Origin of the sequence: Nonomuraea sp. 3N208 (assembly GCF_052245935.1) — a bacterium.
Classification (GTDB): domain Bacteria; phylum Actinomycetota; class Actinomycetes; order Streptosporangiales; family Streptosporangiaceae; genus Nonomuraea.
Genome location: NZ_JBQQBR010000017.1, coordinates 103096 through 121668, shown reverse-complemented (window position 1 = coordinate 121668; position 18573 = coordinate 103096). Strand labels below are relative to the sequence as shown.

The window sequence follows — 18573 nt, the reverse complement described above, 5'->3', positions numbered from 1 at the left end:
CGGGAATCCCCGGCCACCGGATCCGCCCCCGTGTCCTATCTGGCGAACTCGCCGGCCGCCCGCTCGTGGGCCTCGGGCAAATTGCCCGCAGTCGAATTGCTGCTCAGGCGAATTGCTGCCAACCCAGCCTGACAACCAGCGCCGCCACGACGCACAGCAGCACGATCCGTACGAAGCCCCCACCCCGCTTGAGCGCCATGCGTGCGCCGACCTGGGCGCCGGCCACGTTGCACACCGCCATCCCGAGGCCCAGCGCCCACTGCACGTGCCCCTGGAGCCCGAACACCACGAGCGCGCCGACGTTCGTCCCAATATTGATGATCTTCGCAGAGGCCGACGCCGAGACGAAGTCCACCCCGAGGATGGTGGTGAAGGCGATGATCAGGAACGTTCCCGTGCCCGGCCCCATGATGCCGTCATAGAAGGCGATCCCCACCCCGGCCACCCCCACCGCGGCCACCACCCTGGTGTTGGTGCGCAGGTGCGGCTGCGGCACCGAACCGAAGGACGGGCGCAACGTCACGAACGCCGCCACCGCCAGCAGCACCACCATGACGGCAGGCCGCAGCACCTCGGCCGAGATCGCCGCCGCGGCCCACGCCCCCAGGCCCGCGCTCAGCACGGCTATTCCCGCGCCGGGGATCGCCACTTGGCGATCGACCTTGGTGGAGCGGGCGTAGGCGACGGCGGCCGACGTGGTGCCGAAGACGGACGACAGCTTGTTGGTGGCCATCGCCTCGACGGTGGGCATCCCCGTGATCAGGATGGCGGGCAGCTGCAACAGCCCGCCGCCGCCCACGACGGCATCGACCCACCCGGCGCCTGCCGCTGCGACCAGCAACACCAGGACCTGCTCCAGCGGCACGCCACTCCCCCGATTTCCCCCCAAGAAACCCCAAGAGTGTACAAGTGCCACATACGCCGCGATTCGCCGCCCCGGCACGAGATGTCGCATCGCGCCGAGGCCTGGCCGCACGTCGACCGGCCCGCGCCCGCGCCCATCGGCAGGCACGTCCCACCACGCCGCATACGACGGTAGAGCAGGCGGTGGCGATGGGCCGATCAGCCCACGAGGGCCAGGGCCCGGAGGATGCCAGCCGTCAAGGCGGCACGTTCGATCATGCCCTCCACGCTGATGTGCTCGTGCCGCGCATGCGCCCCGGCCCCGACGGCGCCCAGGCCGTCGAGGACGGGCAATCCCAGGGCGGCGGTGAAGTTGCCGTCGCTGGCCCCGCCGACCGAGCATTCCCGCAGGTCCAGGCCCATGTCGAGGGCAACCGTACGAGCCAGGGCGAACAGGCGTGCCGTACCCGCCCCGCGTTCCATGACAGGACGGTTCCATCCGCCACGCACCTCGATGGACGCCCGGGGATCATGGGGCGGCAGGGCCGCCAGTGCGGCGTCGACCCGCTCGGCTTCGGCCCGGCTGGCGACGCGCACATCGACCTCGGCCCGCGCCGCGCCGGCGACCACGTTGGAGCCGGTGCCGCCCGAGACGACGCCCACGTTGACGGTCGTGCCCGCGCCGGGGTCGGCGAGGTCGTGCAGCCAGCGCACGGCCCTGGCCAGCTCGTCGATCGCACTGGCACCTTTGGCGGGCTCGAGTCCGGCATGCGCCTCCACACCGGTGAAGGCCAGGTGAAAGATGCCCACCCCCTTGCGCGCGGTCTTCAACGCCCCGTCCGCGCTGGCCTCGAACACCAGCACGGCGGCGGCATCGCGCGCTGCCTCCTCGATCAGCGGCCGCGAGGCGGGGCTGCCGATCTCCTCGTCGCCGTTGAGCAGCAGCCGCAGCGGCGGGCGCGGCAACCCGGCGGCCTCCAGTGCCCGCAGCGCCCACACGAGCTGGACCAGGCCCGCCTTCATGTCGAAGACGCCGGGTCCGGTGGCCCGGTCTCCGTCCAGGGTGAACGGCCAGGAGCGCAGCGTCCCGGCCGGCCAGACCGTGTCGTAGTGGGCCAGGAGCAGGATCGGGGCGCCGCCGTGGCCCGGGTAATCATTGATGCGGACATCGCCGTACACGCCGCCGTCGCCGCGACCGCCGATGTCGCCGCGCGCGCCGCCGTCGATCCGCCGCGTGGCCGCGGGCGGGCCGAGCCGGGCCTCCAGGTAGCCGTCGAGCCAGTCCAGGCCGGCATCGAGCAGGGCTTTGTCGTGGCTGGGTGTTTCGAGCGAGACGTACGCGGCCAGATCGGCGAGCATGTCGGCGCGGTGCCCGCCGATCCAGGCGCGCAGTTCCCCGGCCTCTACCTCGTTCTCCACGGTCATCAGGCGACCTCCTGGTCGGCGAGGTGGCCCTCGCTCATCGCCCCGCGCCCAGCCTGGACGCCGGCCCGGCCGGGCGGCACGACGACAGCATGCCGGCCCCGGCGGTCTCGGCCTCGGTGAAGACGGTCGCGGTGGGGGTGGACTCGGACGGGACGCGGCGGCGGACGACGATGTCGCGCCAGATGCCGCCGGGATCCTCCGGCAGGGTACGCAGCCACGCCGCCGAACGATCCGTCGCCCCCTGTCATACCCGCTCCCGGCCCCCAAGAAGACCCGCGCAGACGAGAGTAGATCGGCGGTGGAATCGGACATGTCCCACGACTCCAGCCGCGCCGGCCCGCCCAGCGGGCACGCGGGTGCCGGGCAGCGTCAACCGGCGGACGGGAAAGCGGCACCTCGGCCGCACCTTCGCCCCCGGCGACGATCAACCTCAACCTCGCCGTGTCAGTACGTTCTACGACGATCACATCGGCCAGGGCACGGGGCCGGTGGTCAACCCGGTCCCTCCCCGAACCAGTGCCCGTGGTGATCGGGCGAACGCCCATCACAACCCACTCGAGCCGTTTCGGCCGGGCGGCCGCGGCGTCTACCGCCAGCGCGTTCCGCAGACCGACCCGCGGGCGATCTCGGACGGTATGTTCGATGAGCTGTTCGAGGCGATGGCCTCCAGCCGAGATCGCGCCCTGCTGGCGCTCTACGTTTCCTGCGGCGCGCGTCCGAGCGAGCTGCTCGGCATCACCGGCGCTCATCTCAACTACGGCGAGCACCTCGTCGGCGTTATCCGGAAGGGAACGCGGGCGTTGCAGTGGCTGCCCGCGTCGCCCGACGCCTTCGTCTGGCTGCTGCTCTACCAGAACGACTTGCCTGTCGAGTTGAGCCAGCTCCGATATGGGGGAAATGTAACGGAATGTTGCGTCTCAAGTCCGCCACGTCGCGATAGCGGCTCTGACATACCGATCGGTAGCCGAATGGTTACACCATGTTTCTCCTGACCTTCGTTGGAAGTCGTGGGAAAAGGGTGTCGGCATGCGCCGCGAGTGGGAGTTAGAGGACCTGATCGAGTGCTGGACCCTCGATCAGGAGGAGTTCGCCCTGCTGGCGAACAAGTCCGGGGCGACGCGGCCAGGCTTCGTTATCTTGAGCCCCCAAGGCTCCGTCTCCGACGTGTATGACCTGCGCGAACGCGGCCGCTGAGCAGACTGGCTTCGGTCTCGCAGAACTGATCATTTATGAGAATCGCGAGGCGCTATTTGGGTGACGCAGAGTCCTGCTCTGAGGTGGTCGGACCGGAAGCCGGAGGGAAGTTCGGTTGTGGCGGGTCGCCCGGCGATCCTTCAACGAACCCACACGGCGAGGCAGCATGCGGCGGCCGTAGGCTCCGTCAAGAGATCCAGGAGCGGTGCGGGGGCTCCTGGAGCCTCTCAGCGCTTCACAGGTCTTCCGACAATCGGCGGTACGCCCGTACGGCCTCCAACTCCTGAGGGGAGATGGTGTCGTGGTGCTCCAAGAACCAGTCGCGGATCAGCCGCATCGGCTGGGTGCAGTTGACGTAGCGACGGGCGCCGTTCACGGTGATCGGCACCGTCAGCGTATCGCCGTCATGGGAGGACATGACCGTCAGGCCGATGATGAACCGGCGGCGGGACTCGAGTACGGCGGCCGCAGAGGTGACGAGCATCAAGCGCTCGCGGTCGATGCCCTTCGGGCTGTAGAGGTAGACCCCGCCCGAGGTGAGTGGGATCACGCGGCGCCCCGCTCCCGGAACTCATCGTCAGCCGCGGCGGCTTCCTGCTCGTCGACGAGCGCTTCGGCGAACGCCTCGTCGGCGTCGGCGGTTGGCGCTCCGGTGGCGATGGCGTAGTAGATGACGGCCTGCTCGACGTAGGCCGACTTGCTGAGCCGGTCGCGTTCGGCGCCGGCCTCGATGAAGCCGTGCGCGATCTCGCTCAGGCTGTAGGAACCGTTCCTTGTCGTACCCATACTCGCAATGGTAGTCGGCATGGTGGTCACACTACTAGTGCTGCTATTAGTGGCGCTGGGAATCTCGCCGCTTGAGGGCTACAGCTTCGTCCAGGACAGTAGGCGGGTTAAGGGGATGACGGCGGCGGCAATGGTCGTCATCAGCAGGCATGCGCCGGTGATGGAGAGAGTCCAGGCGTTGAACCACTCGAAGGCGATCGCCAGAAGGGCGGATACCTCGCCGGCGAGGAAAGCGGCGACGAGAAGGTAGGTCGCACGTAGCCCGCGGCGCAAGGCTTTCTGGGCTGAGGTAAAGGGCACCGGGCCTGCCGACCTTCCCGATCGACGGAACCTTTGACGCTCTCGACAAGTTCATCGTCGACGTCACCGATGAGCAGCGCCGCTACGTCTTGCCCTTGTCGAAGTGCGCATAATCACGACGGGTCTGGAGCGGCAGGGGTAGCTGCTCCCATGAGCATGAGACGTTAGCCGGTTCGCTCGTCGTGGGTTTGGGGCGCGGACCTCGGCGGCCCGCTCGGCCGATCCGCGGCCCTCTGCTCATCAGACAGAAACTCCGCACGCATAACACCGTAAGCTACGACCAGCCATCACACACCAGCCGCGAAGTGATCAACACCTAACGAGAGACGTCCCCACGCTCCACAACGGGCCATGATCATTCTCGCGCCAACGGCTGCCCGCAGGTTTCTCAACCACGGTCCAGCGGGGTCTTTTCACGCGGCTCATGGACCTTTCGACGGCCCACTGACGCGACGGTCGCGGGCAGCCTACTTGCCTGGGCTCGCAGTCAGACGGTCTCACCCAACTGTTCGGCCAGCCGCTCCAGTCCACCCTTGATGAGCTGCCCATACTCGTCGTCGCCAAGTGCGCCGATCCCGGCCCGCGCCTGCTGGAGGTGCTCACGGGCGCGGCCGAGATCGCCCAGCTTGCGATAGCACTCACTCAAGTTCAGATGCAACGACGGATACAAGCCGGCCACCGAAAGCGGCACCCCGGCTTGGGCCACCCGCTCATCGGTGATCAGGCCGACGGCGGCAAGCGCTCGCAGATCCCACATCAGCTCCTGGTGCACGTCGTCTTGCACATCGGCCATCGAGTGGGCAAGGACACAAACATGCAGCGGGTCGCCTTGCTCGCCGCCGATGTCGTCCCAGATCTGTGCGAACAACTCGCGAGCGGCTTCACGCTGACCTTGGTGGTGATGCAACTCCACCCCCTGGCCGATCCGGGCCATCGTTGGGTCCGCGGTCATTAGCGCTCCTTCACCGTCGCAGGCGATCGCGGTCAGCCTACTTGCCTTACGTGGCTTAACGACCTTCAACCGGCTGACCAGCAGGTTCGCTTGACAACCTCAGATAACGATGGATCCGGCGGCTGTGCCGTACCCGCTCGCCGAGCAGCTGCGCGCCCTGGTCGACGGCGCGACGGGCCCGCTGGCGGAGGTGACGCAGGCGGTGGCTGCCTACGCGGCGGCCTGGCCGGCGCCCGAGCCCGACCTGGCGCGGGAGCGGCAGCGCGTGCTGATGCTGTACGGCCAGCTACTGGCCGCCGTCATCCGCCACGGCCCCCGCTACTGACCAGATTCCCGAGGGACGCCCTGGCCCCAGCGGCGCCGGCGGAGACGCGTTCCTGCACCGCTCTCACTCGCCTTCGAGCGACAAGCCCTCGAGGGACGGACGCAGCACAGCCCGACCAGCTATTGGGCGGGTGCCTCCGCGAGCGACAGACTGTTACCGTCCGGGTCGAGGACTTCCACGTGGCGCACGCCGTTGCCGTAGGTCTCCACAGGCTCGTGCTCGATGCCGTGCGCGGCCAGCCGGACCAAGATGTCGTCGAGGTCGGTCACGCCGAGCGTGATCATGGTGCCGCCCACTCGTGCGGCCCGCACGTGCCGGTCGTCGATGACGACCCACGCGTTCTCGCCGACCTGCCACAGGTACTCCTCGCCGATGATCTCGTCCGCCGGCCGCCCGAAGAACACCTCGAACCACTTCTGCGATGTCGCCCGGTCACGTACGCACACGACGCTGTACAAGTCCACTGGAGCCGCTCCATCATGTCGTTTCGAGAGTGAGACCACTCCCGCGGCCGGAAATCATCGGCGACCGGCTCGGCCATCCCGGGATGGCTACTGGCAGGGACCGAAAGCCACAATTGCGATACCTGGGACCTGCGCCAACGCTCCAGTTTGGGGCTCATAGCGGCTACCGGAGCGTCGCCACCACGGCGAAGGAGGCGTGCCCTGAAGTGAGGGCGCGCCCCCTTCGCCGGGCAAGGGGGTCAGCGGGCCGGGGCGAGCGTGCGCTTTCTCGAGGCGTAGATGTCATCCACCAGCCGGTACGACCGCGCCTGCTCGGCCGTGAAGATGCGATCCCGCTCGATGTCCTTCCTGATCTCCAACGGCGAGCGCCCCGTGTGCCGCGACAGGATCTCCTCCTGCTGATCACGCATCCGCAGGATCTCCCTGGCGTGGATCTCCAGGTCGCTGCCCTGCCCGCGCCCGCCCTCGGTGGCCGGCTCGTGCAGCAGCACGCGGGCGTGCGGGAGCGCGGCCCGCTTGCCCGGCGTGCCGGCCGCCAGCAGCACGGCCGCCGCCGAGGCCGCCTCGCCGATGCAGACGGTGTGGATCTCCGGCCGGATGTACTGCATCGTGTCGTAAACGGCGGTCATCGCGGTGAACGAGCCGCCCGGCGAGTTGATGTAGAGGTTGATGTCCTGGTCGGGATCCAGCGACTCCAGCGTCAGCAGCTGCGCCATCACGTCGTTGGCCACGGTGTCGTCGATCGGCGCACCCAGGAAGATCACCCGGTCCTCGAACAGCTTGTTGTACGGGTTCATCTCCTTGATGCCGTACGACGTGCGCTCGGTGAACGAGGGCAGCACGTAACGCCCGCTCATATCAGTTCATCCCTTCGGCTACGTGGTCGACGATTCCGTATTCCTTGGCCTCCTGGGCGGTGAACCAGCGGTCGCGGTCGGAGTCGGCCTGGATGCGCTCCAGCGGCTGGCCCGTGTGGTGAGCGATGATCTCGGCCATCCGGCGCTTGGTGTAGATCATGTTGTCGGCCTGGATCTGGATCTCGCTGGCCGAGCCGCCGATGCCGCCCAGCGGCTGGTGCATGACGACGCGGGAGTTGGGCAGGGCGTAGCGTTTGCCCTTTGCGCCGGCCGTCAGCAGCAGCTGCCCCATGGACGCGGCGAACCCCATTGCCACCGTCGCCACGTCACACGGAATGAACTGCATCATGTCGTAGAGCGCCATCCCGGCGGTCACCGACCCGCCTGGAGAATTGATGTAAAGGGTTATGTCGCGTTTGGGGTCCTCGGCCGCCAGCAATAGGAGCTCCCCGCAGAGCCGGTTGCAAATCTCGTCGTCGACTTCCTGGCCGAGTACGACGACGCGCTCCTTCAACAGGCGCTGGCTCAGCTGGTCAGGCCAGGCCGCGCGCTGGGTCTCCGTCATGACGGTCGCCTTTCTGTGCGGGTATTTCTGCGAAAAACGCTAGACCGTGCCGCCGGGAATTATGGAATCTTTTCGCTGGTGGCGCATTTCTCTAAGGGCGCATTCCACCCAGAGCGAATTTCTCTCGACATAGAATCGCCGATGTGAGAAAGACTCTGTTCCTGCGATGGGCGTGCCTCATTCTGGGCGGCGCGCTGCTGATGCCGTACATGATGGCCGGCGTCCTCGTCGCGGCCGCCTGGCAGGGTGAGCAGGCGAACCTGTTGCTGCCCGCCCAGGTCGGCGTGTTCGCGGCGGTGCTGCCCGTCGTGGCCGTGACCGGGTTGTTCCTGCCGGTGCGGGGACTGGAGGTGAACGCGGCGCAGGGGCTGCTGGGGGCGCATGTGGAGACGCCGCCGCGGCAGCAGCGGCGCTCCTGGCAGGAGCGGCGGCGCACGTCCGCCTGGTTCACCTCGCACCTGGCGGTCGGCGGCGTGGTCAGCGGTTTCACGCTGGCGATCGTGCCGTTCACGCTCTACACGCTGGTGCTGCCGTTCACGGGGCGGCCGGCGGTGGTGCTCGGGTTCACGATCGCGCCGGGGTGGGCGGCGGCGCTGTGGGCGCTGGGCGGGCTGGTGCTGCTGGCGGCGCTGGTCGCGATGGCGGCGGGGGCGGGCGCGCTCCTGGCGCGGCTGGCGCCCGTCCTACTCGGGCCGACCCCGTCCGAGCGGCTGGCCGCCGCCGAGGAACACGCCCGTACGCTCGCCGAACGCAATCGGCTGGCCCGCGAGCTGCACGACTCGGTCGGCCACGCGCTCAGCGTCGTCACGCTGCAGGCCGCGGCCGCCGGCCGGGTGCTGGACCGCGACCCCGCCACGGCCAGGACCGCCCTGGCCGCCATCGAACAGTCTGCCCGCGCCGCCCTCGACGACCTCGACCATGTCCTCGGCCTCCTGCGCCACGACGCCGAGGAAGGCACGACCGGCCAACGCACGACCGAGGAGGCCCGGCACCTGCCCGATCGGACGCCCAGGAATCACGCCGAGGACGAGCGGCAGACGGCCCGCGTGGCATCGGCGGATGATCGGGCCCTGGCCGGCGCATCGCGGGCAGGCGATCGAGCGGACGGCGGGTCCAGGCCGGCTGATCGGACGGGTGGCGGGCAGGGGCTCGATGACCCGGCGAGCGGCGGGCAGGGGCTCGATGATCCAGCGAGCGGCGGGTGGCGGTTCTCTGGTCCGGCGAGCGGGGATGGGGTCGATGGGCGTTCGCGGAGAAGGCCGCAGGGCACGCTGGCCGATCTCGGCGAGCTCGTCGCCGCCTCCGGCGTGCAGGTGCGGCAGGAGGTGGGCGATCTGTCCGGCGTGCCCGCCGTCGTCTCCCGCGAGGCCTACCGCATCCTGCAGGAGGCCCTCACCAACGCCATCAAGCATGGCCGCGGCCCCGTACGCCTGTCCGCCGCCGTCCACGGCGACGACCTGTGCCTCGAGGTCGCCAACCCGGGCGGCGGGAACGGCGCCCGCTCGGGCGGCAGAGGCGTGGCGGGCATGCGCGAGCGCGTCCGGCTGCTGCGCGGTGACCTGGAGGCCGGGCCCGCCGAAGCCGAGTGGAAGGTGACGGTACGCCTGCCGCTACGGTCGAGCCCATGACGCTCACTGTCGTGATCGCCGATGACGAGGACCTCGTCCGGGCCGGATTGCGGATCATCATCGACGCCGAGCCCGATCTCGCCGTGGTCGGCGAGGCGGCCGACGGCGCGGCGGTGCTGCCCGTGGTACGCCGCGAGCAGCCCGACGTCGTGCTCATGGACGTGCGCATGCCCGCGCTCGACGGCATCCAGGCCACGGCCCGGCTCATGGCCCTGGACGACCCGCCCAAGGTCCTCGTGGTGACCACGTTCGAGAACGACGACCACGTCTACGACGCGCTGCGGGCCGGAGCCAGCGGGTTCCTGCTCAAGCGCGCCAGGCCCGATGATCTGGTCAAGGCGATCAAGGTGGTGGCGGCGGGCGAGTCGCTGCTGTTCCCGGCCGCGATCCGGGCGCTGGCCGGCGGCCGTTCGGCAGGCCGCCCCGCCGTGCCCGGGATCGGCCGGCTCACCGCCCGCGAGGGGGACGTGCTGCGGCTGATGGCCAGGGGCCTGTCCAACACCGAGATCGCCGCCGAGCTCGTCGTCGGCGCCGAGACCGTCAAGACGCACGTCGGCAACGTGCTGGCCAAGCTGGGTGCGCGCGACCGCACCCAGGCCGTGATCGCGGCCTACGAGTCCGGCTTCGTCTCCCCCCGCTAGCCGCGCCTGCGCCCGTCACCACCACCGCCTTCGGCCGGCCGCCGCGCCACACTTCGCTGCAGGTCCTTTGGGGAGAAGGGGAAGTGCTGCAGGTTCCTTGGGAGAAGGGGAAGCGCGGAGGGGCGGCGCAGCGACGAAGGGTGCGGCCGCGGTCAGCGGATGCCGCCGCGGCGCATGAGCTCCGCCGCGGGCAGCAGGGTGGCCTCGGCGGCGGTCAGGCCCGTGGCGGCCAGCGCACGGTCGACGAGCCGCAACCCCACCGCGTACCCCGCCATGTCGGGGATGCCGCGCGGTTCCTGCCCGAAGCGGCGCACGGTGCTGTCCCCCAGCACGTACGCCGGTGTGTGCCGCATCCCCTCCAGGTCGAAGTCCGCCATGATCAGCTCGTACGCGCGGTCGAACTCCTCCCCCGTCACCATCCACGACCACGGCCCCATCGCCTGAGCCCCCGACAGCTCCCGGACGAACGCCTCGGCCAGCCCCTCGGCCACCACGTGCTCGCCCACGGTCACCGTGACCGGGTTCCACTCCACGTTGGTGAAGCGCACGTTGTGGTGGAACTCGTGCACGGCGCAGTGCGCGATCCTGCCGATCACTTCCTCCGACGGCCAGGCCAGCAGATACAGCCAGCCGGGCGAGCCGCCCATGCCGTAGTAGCCGCCGGTGATGTTCATCAGGTGCTCGTCGTCGGGATTGCCCAGCACGAACATGACCTGCAGCGAGTCGGCCTGCTTGGCCTCGCGCAGCGCCTCGGAGGCGCGTTCCAGCTCGCGCCGCACCTGCCCGAGCACGTCGGCCTCGATCATGCGCCGGACGGCGGCAAGGTAGTGCGGGTCGTCGGCGTCGACGCGGAAGCCGCCGCCTTGGTGGTGGATGTCGACGATGTCGCCGGGCAAGGGGATCGCCGCGCGCATGGGCGCCAGCATCTCCCGTAGCGCGCCGGGCCGGTCCTCGAGCGGCTTCTCGAGCAGGCCGACCATCGCCGTGAGCGTGTCGTGAACGGTAAATTCCATGCCGCGAACGCTAAAGCCTCACGTCACGTGAGGCTCAACGGCATTTACAACGGCGACTCCTCGCCGGGCTCGTCCCCGGGCGTGCGGCCCGGGGTGGCCTGCCCGCTCTCGGTCGGCGAGGGCGACGGCGACGGCGAGGGCCGCGGCTCCGGCGTCTCGGGCGTCGGCGGTGGCGTTGGCACGAACACCGTCGGCGGCAGCTGCCTAGGCTGCGGCTCGCTGTCGCGCCTGCCGAACAGCAGCAGCAACAAGATGGCCGTGACCAGCAGCAACAGCAGCGCCAGCGCCAGCGCGGCCATCAGCACGCGCCGGCGCGTCTCGGTCAGCGGCCGGCGCTGTCTGGTCGGCCCCGGCAGCGCCGGCGCGCGGTCGGTCAGCCAGTACGGGACGAAGTCCGGCCCGTGCGCCTGCCCGATCAGCGTGCCGCCCACCATGACCGGCTCCAGGAACCGCTCGGCCCCCGGCTGGCCGGGCGTGTACGGCACCGCCACCCACGGCGCGTGCCCAAGATCGCTGTCCAGCACCTGGGGCATGCCGTCCAGCACCGCGGCCCGCTGCCTGGAGTTGCGGCCCAGCCAGCTGCGCATCCCGGACCGCCCGCCGGCCGACTCCCTGATCGCGGTCACGAACCGCTCACGCGCCGCGGCGTCGAACGCGGCCCCCCGGGTCAGCACGGCCAGCGACACCGCGCGGCCGTCGGGCCCCTGGCCCAGGTACACGAAACCGGCGGGCGCCTGATGCAGGCGCGCCTGGACCACATACCGCCCCAACCGGGGCGGATCGCCGTACTGGAGCGGACTAGCCACGTTTGCCATGAAAGCACAGACGTGGCGTCGTGCACGTTTCCGGCATTGTTTGGTGGAATGGCGTCATGAGCGTCGCCGAAGAGTTGCCAGGCGGAAACGACGCGGCACTGCTGCGTCAAAGTCTCGACGAGGTCCGGCGAGTCATCGTCGGCCAGGACCACATGGTCGAAAGGCTGATCGTGGCCCTGCTGGCGCGCGGGCACTGCCTGCTCGAAGGAGTCCCCGGCGTCGCCAAGACCCTCGCCGCCTCCACCCTGGCCACCGTCGTGGGCGGCACGTTCGCCCGCATCCAGTTCACCCCCGACCTCGTGCCGAGCGACATCATCGGCACCCGCGTCTACCACCCCTCCAACGAGAAGTTCGACGTCGAGCTCGGCCCCGTGTTCGTCAACTTCCTGCTGGCCGACGAGATCAACCGCGCCCCCGCCAAGGTCCAGTCCGCGCTGCTGGAGGTCATGGCCGAGCGCCAGGTCACCTTGGCGGGCGTCACCCACCCGTTGCCCAAGCCGTTCATCGTGCTGGCCACCCAGAACCCCATCGAGTCCGAAGGCGTCTACCCGCTGCCGGAGGTGCAGCGCGACCGGTTCCTGTTCCGCGTCCGCGTCCCGCACCCCAGCGCCCACGAGGAGCTGGAGATCCTGCACCGCATGAGCGTCACCCCGCCCATGCCCGAGCGGGTCCTGGACCCCGACAAGCTGCTGGCCCTGCAGGAGGCGGCCGAGCAGATCTCGGTCCACCAGCTCGTCGCCGACTACGTCGTCCGGCTGGTGATGTCCACCCGCGCACCCGCCGAGTACGGCCTGGCCGATCTGGCGGAGACCATCGAGATCGGCGTCAGCCCGCGCGCCACACTGGGCCTAGTAGCCGCCGGGCGGGCGCTGGCGCTGCTGCGCGGCCGCGACTACCTGCTGCCCGACGACGTGCGCGACGTGGCCGTGGACGTCATGGGCCACCGGCTCATGCTCACCTTCGACGCCCTGGCCGACGGCGTCGACCCGGAGCAGGTGGTCAAGCAGATCCTGCACGCAGTACCCCCACCCCTCGTCGTCTGGAACCAGAACCGTTGAGCTGCCGATGAGCACAGCAGAGCAGGCACTCCGGCGGCTGGAGCTGACCGTCACCCGGCGGCTGGACGGGCTGTTGCACGGCGCGCACCAGGGGCTGCTGCCCGGCACCGGCAGCGAGGCCGGCGACAGCCGCGTGTACGTGCCCGGCGAGGACGACGTGCGCCGCATGGACTGGAACGTCACCGCCCGCACCAGCGTCCCCCACGTCCGCGACCTCATCGCCGACCGCGAGCTGGAGACCTGGGCGCTGGCCGACCTGTCGCCCAGCATGGACTTCGGCACCGCCGACACCGACAAGCGCGACCTGGTGATCGCCGCCGTCGGCGCCATCGGCTTCCTGTCCAGCCGGATGGGCGACCGGTTCGGCGCATTCGTCCTGCACGACGAGTACGTTCACCGTATGCCCGCCCGCACCGGCCGTCCCGCCCTGTACGGGCTGCTCCACTCCCTCATGGACGCCCCCCGCGGCCGCATCGTGGAGGACGCGCCCGACCTGGCCGAGGGCATCGAGGTGCTGTCGGCCAGCCGCCGGCGCCGCGGCATGCGCCTGATCGTGTCCGACTTCCTCGACGCCCACCCCGATCTCGACCCCGACGCCGAGCGCCCCTGGGAACGCCCCATCCGCCGCCTGGCCGCCCGCCATCAGGTCCTGGCCGTCGAGGTGATCGACCCGCGCGAGCTCGAACTGCCCGACGTGGGCCGGGTCGCGTTCACCGACCCCGAGACCGGGAAGGTACGCGAAGTGCACCTTTCGCCCAAAGTCCGGCAGGCGTATGCCGAAGCGGCCGCCCTGCAGCGCGAGGGCACCCGCCTGGCGCTGCGCCGCGCCGGAATCGCCCACCTGGTGCTGCGTACCGACCGGGACTGGGTGTTCGATGTGGCGCAGTTCGTGCTGCGGCAGCGCCGCACGAGCCACCTTGCCCACAGGAAGGTGACATGACGTTCCTCGCCCCCTCATGGCTGTGGCTGTTCCTCCTGGTCGCGCTGCTCGTAGCCGGATACGTCGCCGCGATGTTCGCCCGCCGCCGCTACACCGTGCGCTTCACCAACCTGGCCCTGCTCAACCTCGTCGCCCCCGCCGGGCCGGGCTGGCGCCGCCACGTCGCCCCCGCGTTGTTCCTCGTCATGATGTCGTTCCTGGTGATCGGCGCGGCCAAACCCGCCGACCAGGTACGTGTGCCGCGCGACCGCGCCACCATCATGATCGCCCTGGACGTGTCGCTGTCCATGGACGCCGACGACGTCCAGCCCAACAGGATCACCGCCGCCAAAGCCGCCGCCCAGGCCTTCGCCCGCGAGCTGCCCGACCGCTTCAACGTCGGCCTGGTGTCCTTCGCCCGCTCGGCCAACGTCGTCATCTCCCCCACCACCGACCACCAGGCCGTGGTCGCCGCGATCGGCAACCTCACCACCCGCCCGGGCACCGCGATCGGCGAGGCCGTCTTCAGCTCGCTCGACGCGCTGCGCTCGTTCGACCAGCAGGCCGCCACCGACCCGCCGCCCGCCGCGATCGTGCTGCTGTCCGACGGCGACAACACCTCCGGCAGGTCCGTCAACGAGGCCGTCGACGCGGCCCAGCAGGCTCGCGTCCCGGTCTCCACGATCGCGTACGGCACCCAGGAGGGCACCGTCAGCATCGACGGCCGCCCGGTGAACGTGCCGGTCAACAAGCAGACCCTGCAATCGTTGTCCGACGGCACCAGCGGCCGCGCCTACGCCGCCGAGTCCGGCAACGAGCTGCGCGAGGTCTACGAGCAGATCGGCACCTCGCTCGGCTACAAGCTCGTCAACCAGGAGATCACCCAGTGGTTCATCGTGGCCGCGATCCTGGCCGGGCTGCTGGTGTCCGGTGCGGCGGTCATGTTCGGTTCCCGCATCCCGTAACGTTTTGCCACGTGGCCCACTACTTCTCCGAGCGGCCGGACACCCGCTCCAGGCCGGGCTCGGTCGACCTGGTCCTCCCCGACCTGCACCTGCGGCTGGAGACCGACAGCGGCGTGTTCTCGCCGGAGCGGGTCGACGTCGGCACCCGCGTGCTGTTGGAGACCGTCCCGGCGCCGCCGCAGGAGGGCCACCTGCTCGACCTGGGCTGCGGCTACGGGCCGATCGCGCTGACCATGGCCTCCCGCGCGCCCGAGGCCACCGTGTGGGCCGTCGATGTGAACCGGCGCAGCCTGGAGCTCACCGAGCGGAACGCCCGAGCCGCCGGCCTTTACAAAGTAAGGTCAGTGCATGTCGATGAAATGCCAGAAGATGTGAAATTTCGGGCAATCTGGTCCAATCCTGCGATCCGCATTGGGAAGCAGGCCCTCCACGACATGCTCACCAGGTGGCTCACCCGGCTGACCCCCGACGGTGTCGCCTACCTGGTCGTCCAGAAACACCTCGGCTCGGACTCCCTGCAGCGCTGGCTCGGCGAGCAGGGCTGGCAGGCCTCCCGCGAGGCCAGCCGGGCCGCCTACCGCATATTGAAGGTGACCCGATGAGAAGGCAACTGCGCCCCACCGACGTCAAACGACTCAACCGCACCTGGCGCAGGAACACCGAAAACCGTCTCGGCCTGATCATCGAGTCGGTCACCGGCCCGTTCAACATCGGCTCGATCTTCCGCAGCGCCGCCGCGTTCGGCGTGGACGAGATCTGGCTCGCCGGCAACGCCACCCCGCCCACCAACCCCAAGGCCGGCAAGACCGCGCTCGGCACCGAACGGCTGGTCACCTGGCACGAGCCCGTCCCGGCCACCGAGGCGGTCAAGGCCGCCAGGGAGAGCGGCTACGCGGTGCTGGCCATCGAGCTGACCGCCGAGGCCGTCCCGCTGCACAAAGCCGATCTCGGCCGCGATGTGTGCCTGGTGGTCGGCAGCGAGGACCACGGCTGCTCCCCCGCCCTCCTCGACGCCGTGGACGGCGTCTGCTACATCCCGCAGGTGGGCCGGGTCGGCTCGTTCAACGTCGCGGTGGCCGCCGCCATCGCGCTGGCGGAGGCCCGCCGCCAGGAGTGGGAGAATCTTGCTGATTCGTAACTGCAGCGTTCATCCCGGAAGGGCATACTTCAGGACGTGCTCAGCCGCTTCGCCTTTCTCGACCACCCGGGCCCGCTGGCCTTCGCCCACCGCGGAGGCGCCGCGGAAGGCGCGGAAAACTCCGCCGCCGCCTTCGAGCGGGCGGTCGCACTCGGCTACACCTATCTGGAGACCGACGCGCACGCCACCGCCGACGGCGTGCTGGTCGCCTTCCACGACCACACGCTCGACCGCGTGACCGACCAGCGCGGCCGCATCTCCGAGCTGCCCTACCGGGCGGTCAGGCAGGCCCGCATCGGCGGCGTCCACGAGATCCCGCTGCTGGAGGACCTCCTGGGCACCTGGCCGGAGGTCCGCTTCAACCTCGACGTCAAGGAGGCGGCGGCCATCGCCCCGCTGGCCGAGGCGATCAGGCGCACCAACGCCTACGATCGCATCTGCCTGACCTCCTTCTCCGACGAGCGCCTGGCGCTGGCCAGGGCCGCGATCGGCAGGGAGGTGTGCTCGGCGCTCGGGCCGCGCGGCGTCGCCGCGCTGCGCGCCGCCGCCACCACCTCCGGCTACGGCCGGCTGCTCGCCCGCCTGTCCCTCGCCGGCATCCCCTGCGCCCAAGTGCCGGTGGGCTTCCGCGGCCTGCGCGTCACCACGCGACGCCTGGTCCGCACCGCACACGCCATCGGCATGCAGGTGCACGTGTGGACCATCAACGACCCCGCCCGCATGGAGCGCCTGCTCGACCTGGGCGTGGACGGCATCATGACCGACAACGTCACCGGCCTACGCGAAGTGCTCGAACGCCGCGGCCAGTGGCACCCCGGCAGCCTGGCCGCCTGACAGCCCGGGCCGGCCGCATCCGCGTCGACGCGACCGGCCAGCCGAATGGCCACCTAGGAGCGAGCGAACCATGCCCGTACCCGCACCGTCCCTGGACACTGAGCAAGAGTGAGTCCCGCACAGTGGCACGCCCCGAACGGTCTTGGGCGCGCTGGTCCCCCGCGTACACCCCTGGGCGGCGACGCACGTCCGGCGTGCGGTCCGATCCAGGGCGGCGAGTTCCGTCACGACGTGGCCATGCCAGTGCATCCAGAGGCAACCAGGCAGGCCCCGGACCATCGCTCCGGTGGAACGAGGGCCCCGAAAGCCGGCAGCGCGCCAGCAGATCCCAGATCGCATACGGAGCGTGTAGGCCTGGTATCAGATTGCCGACGTAAATATTTACTCAAGCGAGCTTCTACATAGGAATGCCTTCCTCAATGAACAGTTCCCACCCCCCCGCGGCCCTCGACGACTCACCCGCCGCACGCCGGCGCGAGCAGCGCGGCTGGTACGTCTACGACTGGGCCAACTCCGCCTTCTACACCACCGTCATCACGGTCTTCCTGGGCCCGTACCTGATCTCGGTGGCCACGACCGCGGCCTGCGCCAAGGACTTCCCCACCACGCCGGCCGACGTCTGCGCCCGCGACTTCGACAAGCTGGTCACTGCCGACCTGGGCTTCGTCAGCGTGCTCGGCGCCGACATCCGCCCGGCGGCCATCTGGGGGCTCGCGACGACGGTCGCGGTGCTCCTGCAGATCGTGTTCCTGCCCATCGCGGGCGCGCTGGCCGACCACACCGGCCGCAAGCGCGAGCTGCTGGGCGGCTTCGCCTTCGCCGGCTCCCTGGCCGTCATGGGCCTGTACTTCCTCGACGGCGACCGCTACATGCTGGGCCTGGTGCTGTTCGTCCTGGCCAACCTGGCCTACGGCTGCTCAGTGGTCGTCTACGACTCGTTCCTGCCGCAGATTTCCACCGCGCAGGAACGCGACCGCGTCTCCGCCCAGGGCTGGGCCATCGGCTACATCGGCGGCGGCGTGCTGCTCGCGCTCAACCTGGCCCTCTACCTCAACCACGAGGCCCTCGGCCTGAGCACCGGCGAGTCGGTGCGCATCAGCCTGATGTCGTCCGGGCTGTGGTGGGCCGCCTTCACCGTCATCCCGCTGCTGCGGCTGCGCAACCGGCCCGTGCCCGCGCACGAGACCACCGCGCTCGGCTCGGTGGGCGGCAGCTTCCGCCAGCTCGGCCGCACCCTGTCCGAGCTGCGTAGATACCCTCTGACGTTGCTGTTCCTGGTCGCCTACCTGATCTACAACGACGGCGTCCAGACCGTCATCGGGCACAGCGCGGCCTTCGCCTCCCAGGCGCTGAAGCTCGACACAACCATCCAGATCGTCACCATCTTGATGGTGCAGTTCGTGGCGTTCTTCGGCGCGCTGCTGCTGGGCCGGCTGGCCCGGGTGTTCGGCACCAAACGCACCGTGCTGGGCAGCCTGGTGGTGTGGACGGCGATCGTCATCGTGGCCCTGTTCGTACAGGAGCAGCAGGTGCTGCAGTTCATGCTCATGGCCCTGGTCATCGCCATCGTCCTGGGCGGCACGCAGGCGCTGTCGCGCTCCCTGTTCTCCCAGGTGATCCCGAAGGGCAGGGAGGCAGAATACTTCAGCCTGCTGCAGATCAGCGACAAGGGCTCGGCGTTCATCGGCAACCTGACGATCACCCTGGCCCTGACGCTCACCAACAGCTACCGCATCGCCATCGTGTCCCTGGTCGTCTTCTTCGTCATCGGGTTCGTCCTGCTGGCGCTGACGAACCTGCCCAAGGCCATCCGCGCGGCCGGCAACGAGGTGCCCGAGCGCATCTGACGTA

General features: G+C 69.9%; 23 protein-coding genes. 12 read left to right on the top strand and 11 right to left on the bottom strand.

What is annotated here, in order from left to right; all coding sequences use genetic code 11:
- Window positions 1-103: 103 nt before the first annotated feature.
- Window positions 104-865 (bottom strand): sulfite exporter TauE/SafE family protein, encoded by a 762-nt coding sequence (locus tag ACTWPT_RS26005; protein ID WP_443180060.1) that lies wholly within the window; start codon window positions 863-865, stop codon window positions 104-106.
- Between the two features lie 197 nt (window positions 866-1062).
- Window positions 1063-2202: a M20 family metallopeptidase gene (locus tag ACTWPT_RS26000; protein ID WP_443180173.1), complete on the bottom strand. Its 1140-nt coding sequence runs from the start codon at window positions 2200-2202 to the stop codon at window positions 1063-1065.
- 422 nt (window positions 2203-2624) lie between these two features.
- On the opposite strand from ACTWPT_RS26000, the gene ACTWPT_RS25995 reads away from it, so the two are divergent.
- Both ACTWPT_RS25995 and ACTWPT_RS25990 read left to right on the top strand, forming a co-directional pair.
- Complete coding sequence (locus ACTWPT_RS25995) at window positions 2625-3260, top strand: hypothetical protein (RefSeq protein ID WP_443180059.1); 636 nt, start codon at window positions 2625-2627, stop codon at window positions 3258-3260.
- A gap of 34 nt (window positions 3261-3294) precedes the next feature.
- On the top strand, window positions 3295-3462 hold the full coding sequence (locus ACTWPT_RS25990) for a hypothetical protein (protein WP_443180058.1): 168 nt from the start codon (window positions 3295-3297) through the stop codon (window positions 3460-3462).
- 235 nt (window positions 3463-3697) lie between these two features.
- Here the strand turns inward: ACTWPT_RS25990 and ACTWPT_RS25985 are convergent, their stop codons facing one another.
- The 4 genes from ACTWPT_RS25985 to ACTWPT_RS25970 form a co-directional block, all read right to left on the bottom strand.
- Window positions 3698-4012, bottom strand: coding sequence for a hypothetical protein (locus ACTWPT_RS25985; RefSeq protein ID WP_225302832.1), 315 nt, complete (start codon window positions 4010-4012; stop codon window positions 3698-3700).
- Window positions 4009-4248, bottom strand: coding sequence for a hypothetical protein (locus ACTWPT_RS25980; RefSeq protein WP_443180057.1), 240 nt, complete (start codon window positions 4246-4248; stop codon window positions 4009-4011). The genes ACTWPT_RS25985 and ACTWPT_RS25980 overlap by 4 nt, the downstream gene beginning before the upstream one ends.
- A 78-nt stretch (window positions 4249-4326) precedes the next feature.
- Window positions 4327-4548, bottom strand: coding sequence for a hypothetical protein (locus tag ACTWPT_RS25975; protein WP_443180056.1), 222 nt, complete (start codon window positions 4546-4548; stop codon window positions 4327-4329).
- A 487-nt stretch (window positions 4549-5035) separates the two neighbouring features.
- Window positions 5036-5500, bottom strand: a complete 465-nt coding sequence (locus tag ACTWPT_RS25970) for a hypothetical protein (RefSeq protein WP_443180055.1) — start codon at window positions 5498-5500, stop codon at window positions 5036-5038.
- Between the two features lie 109 nt (window positions 5501-5609).
- Between ACTWPT_RS25970 and ACTWPT_RS25965 the strand changes: the two genes are divergently transcribed.
- Window positions 5610-5825, top strand: coding sequence for a hypothetical protein (locus ACTWPT_RS25965; RefSeq protein WP_443180054.1), 216 nt, complete (start codon window positions 5610-5612; stop codon window positions 5823-5825).
- 119 nt (window positions 5826-5944) lie between these two features.
- Here the strand turns inward: ACTWPT_RS25965 and ACTWPT_RS25960 are convergent, their stop codons facing one another.
- The 3 genes from ACTWPT_RS25960 to ACTWPT_RS25950 all read right to left on the bottom strand — a co-directional run bounded on the left by ACTWPT_RS25960 (window position 5945) and on the right by ACTWPT_RS25950 (window position 7711).
- Window positions 5945-6289, bottom strand: a complete 345-nt coding sequence (locus ACTWPT_RS25960; RefSeq protein WP_443180053.1) for a VOC family protein — start codon at window positions 6287-6289, stop codon at window positions 5945-5947.
- Window positions 6290-6528: 239 nt separating this feature from the next.
- On the bottom strand, window positions 6529-7146 hold the full coding sequence (locus ACTWPT_RS25955; RefSeq protein WP_443180052.1) for an ATP-dependent Clp protease proteolytic subunit: 618 nt from the start codon (window positions 7144-7146) through the stop codon (window positions 6529-6531).
- Between the two features lies 1 nt (window position 7147).
- A complete protein-coding gene (locus ACTWPT_RS25950) occupies window positions 7148-7711 on the bottom strand; it encodes a ClpP family protease (RefSeq protein WP_443180051.1) in 564 nt (187 codons plus the stop codon).
- Window positions 7712-7854: 143 nt separating this feature from the next.
- Here ACTWPT_RS25950 and ACTWPT_RS25945 point away from each other — a divergent pair, with 143 nt between their 5' ends.
- Together ACTWPT_RS25945 and ACTWPT_RS25940 are read left to right on the top strand one after the other, a co-directional pair.
- On the top strand, window positions 7855-9339 hold the full coding sequence (locus tag ACTWPT_RS25945) for a histidine kinase (protein ID WP_443180050.1): 1485 nt from the start codon (window positions 7855-7857) through the stop codon (window positions 9337-9339).
- A complete protein-coding gene (locus ACTWPT_RS25940) occupies window positions 9336-9980 on the top strand; it encodes a response regulator (RefSeq protein WP_443180049.1) in 645 nt (214 codons plus the stop codon). The genes ACTWPT_RS25945 and ACTWPT_RS25940 overlap by 4 nt, the downstream gene beginning before the upstream one ends.
- 152 nt (window positions 9981-10132) lie before the next feature.
- Here ACTWPT_RS25940 and ACTWPT_RS25935 read toward each other — a convergent pair whose 3' ends face one another.
- Entirely contained in the window at window positions 10133-10993 is an 861-nt protein-coding gene (locus tag ACTWPT_RS25935) for a DUF2268 domain-containing protein (RefSeq protein ID WP_443180048.1), read from the bottom strand.
- Window positions 10994-11037: 44 nt separating this feature from the next.
- A complete protein-coding gene (locus ACTWPT_RS25930; RefSeq protein WP_443180047.1) occupies window positions 11038-11808 on the bottom strand; it encodes a hypothetical protein in 771 nt (256 codons plus the stop codon).
- A gap of 56 nt (window positions 11809-11864) precedes the next feature.
- Here ACTWPT_RS25930 and ACTWPT_RS25925 point away from each other — a divergent pair, with 56 nt between their 5' ends.
- From ACTWPT_RS25925 to ACTWPT_RS25895, 7 genes are all read left to right on the top strand, one after another.
- The gene (locus ACTWPT_RS25925) at window positions 11865-12866 is read left to right on the top strand and encodes an AAA family ATPase (protein WP_443180046.1); all 1002 of its coding nucleotides are present in this window, start codon (window positions 11865-11867) and stop codon (window positions 12864-12866) included.
- Between the two features lie 7 nt (window positions 12867-12873).
- A complete protein-coding gene (locus ACTWPT_RS25920) occupies window positions 12874-13806 on the top strand; it encodes a DUF58 domain-containing protein (RefSeq protein ID WP_443180045.1) in 933 nt (310 codons plus the stop codon).
- Window positions 13803-14750 carry a VWA domain-containing protein gene (locus ACTWPT_RS25915; protein WP_443180044.1) on the top strand — a complete coding sequence of 316 codons (948 nt, stop codon included), beginning with the start codon at window positions 13803-13805 and terminating at the stop codon, window positions 14748-14750. Before ACTWPT_RS25920 ends, ACTWPT_RS25915 begins: the two co-directional genes overlap by 4 nt.
- 11 nt (window positions 14751-14761) lie before the next feature.
- Window positions 14762-15352 carry a class I SAM-dependent methyltransferase gene (locus ACTWPT_RS25910; protein ID WP_443180043.1) on the top strand — a complete coding sequence of 197 codons (591 nt, stop codon included), beginning with the start codon at window positions 14762-14764 and terminating at the stop codon, window positions 15350-15352.
- Entirely contained in the window at window positions 15349-15888 is a 540-nt protein-coding gene (locus ACTWPT_RS25905; RefSeq protein ID WP_443180042.1) for a TrmH family RNA methyltransferase, read from the top strand. Before ACTWPT_RS25910 ends, ACTWPT_RS25905 begins: the two co-directional genes overlap by 4 nt.
- A gap of 36 nt (window positions 15889-15924) precedes the next feature.
- Window positions 15925-16722 (top strand): glycerophosphodiester phosphodiesterase family protein, encoded by a 798-nt coding sequence (locus ACTWPT_RS25900; protein ID WP_443180041.1) that lies wholly within the window; start codon window positions 15925-15927, stop codon window positions 16720-16722.
- A gap of 419 nt (window positions 16723-17141) precedes the next feature.
- Window positions 17142-18569 (top strand): MFS transporter, encoded by a 1428-nt coding sequence (locus ACTWPT_RS25895; RefSeq protein WP_443180040.1) that lies wholly within the window; start codon window positions 17142-17144, stop codon window positions 18567-18569.
- Window positions 18570-18573 lie beyond the last annotated feature (4 nt).

Coding starts and splice junctions, on each gene's coding strand:
- ACTWPT_RS26000 (WP_443180173.1), bottom strand. CDS start 2,202: ATGCTCGCCGATCTGGCCGCGTACGTCTCGCTCGAAACACCCAGCCAC.
- ACTWPT_RS25990 (WP_443180058.1), top strand. CDS start 3,295: ATGCGCCGCGAGTGGGAGTTAGAGGACCTGATCGAGTGCTGGACCCTC.
- ACTWPT_RS25980 (WP_443180057.1), bottom strand. CDS start 4,248: ATGGGTACGACAAGGAACGGTTCCTACAGCCTGAGCGAGATCGCGCAC.
- ACTWPT_RS25970 (WP_443180055.1), bottom strand. CDS start 5,500: ATGACCGCGGACCCAACGATGGCCCGGATCGGCCAGGGGGTGGAGTTG.
- ACTWPT_RS25965 (WP_443180054.1), top strand. CDS start 5,610: ATGGATCCGGCGGCTGTGCCGTACCCGCTCGCCGAGCAGCTGCGCGCC.
- ACTWPT_RS25955 (WP_443180052.1), bottom strand. CDS start 7,146: ATGAGCGGGCGTTACGTGCTGCCCTCGTTCACCGAGCGCACGTCGTAC.
- ACTWPT_RS25950 (WP_443180051.1), bottom strand. CDS start 7,711: ATGACGGAGACCCAGCGCGCGGCCTGGCCTGACCAGCTGAGCCAGCGC.
- ACTWPT_RS25940 (WP_443180049.1), top strand. CDS start 9,336: ATGACGCTCACTGTCGTGATCGCCGATGACGAGGACCTCGTCCGGGCC.
- ACTWPT_RS25935 (WP_443180048.1), bottom strand. CDS start 10,993: ATGGAATTTACCGTTCACGACACGCTCACGGCGATGGTCGGCCTGCTC.
- ACTWPT_RS25930 (WP_443180047.1), bottom strand. CDS start 11,808: ATGGCAAACGTGGCTAGTCCGCTCCAGTACGGCGATCCGCCCCGGTTG.
- ACTWPT_RS25925 (WP_443180046.1), top strand. CDS start 11,865: ATGAGCGTCGCCGAAGAGTTGCCAGGCGGAAACGACGCGGCACTGCTG.
- ACTWPT_RS25920 (WP_443180045.1), top strand. CDS start 12,874: ATGAGCACAGCAGAGCAGGCACTCCGGCGGCTGGAGCTGACCGTCACC.
- ACTWPT_RS25915 (WP_443180044.1), top strand. CDS start 13,803: ATGACGTTCCTCGCCCCCTCATGGCTGTGGCTGTTCCTCCTGGTCGCG.
- ACTWPT_RS25905 (WP_443180042.1), top strand. CDS start 15,349: ATGAGAAGGCAACTGCGCCCCACCGACGTCAAACGACTCAACCGCACC.
- ACTWPT_RS25895 (WP_443180040.1), top strand. CDS start 17,142: ATGAACAGTTCCCACCCCCCCGCGGCCCTCGACGACTCACCCGCCGCA.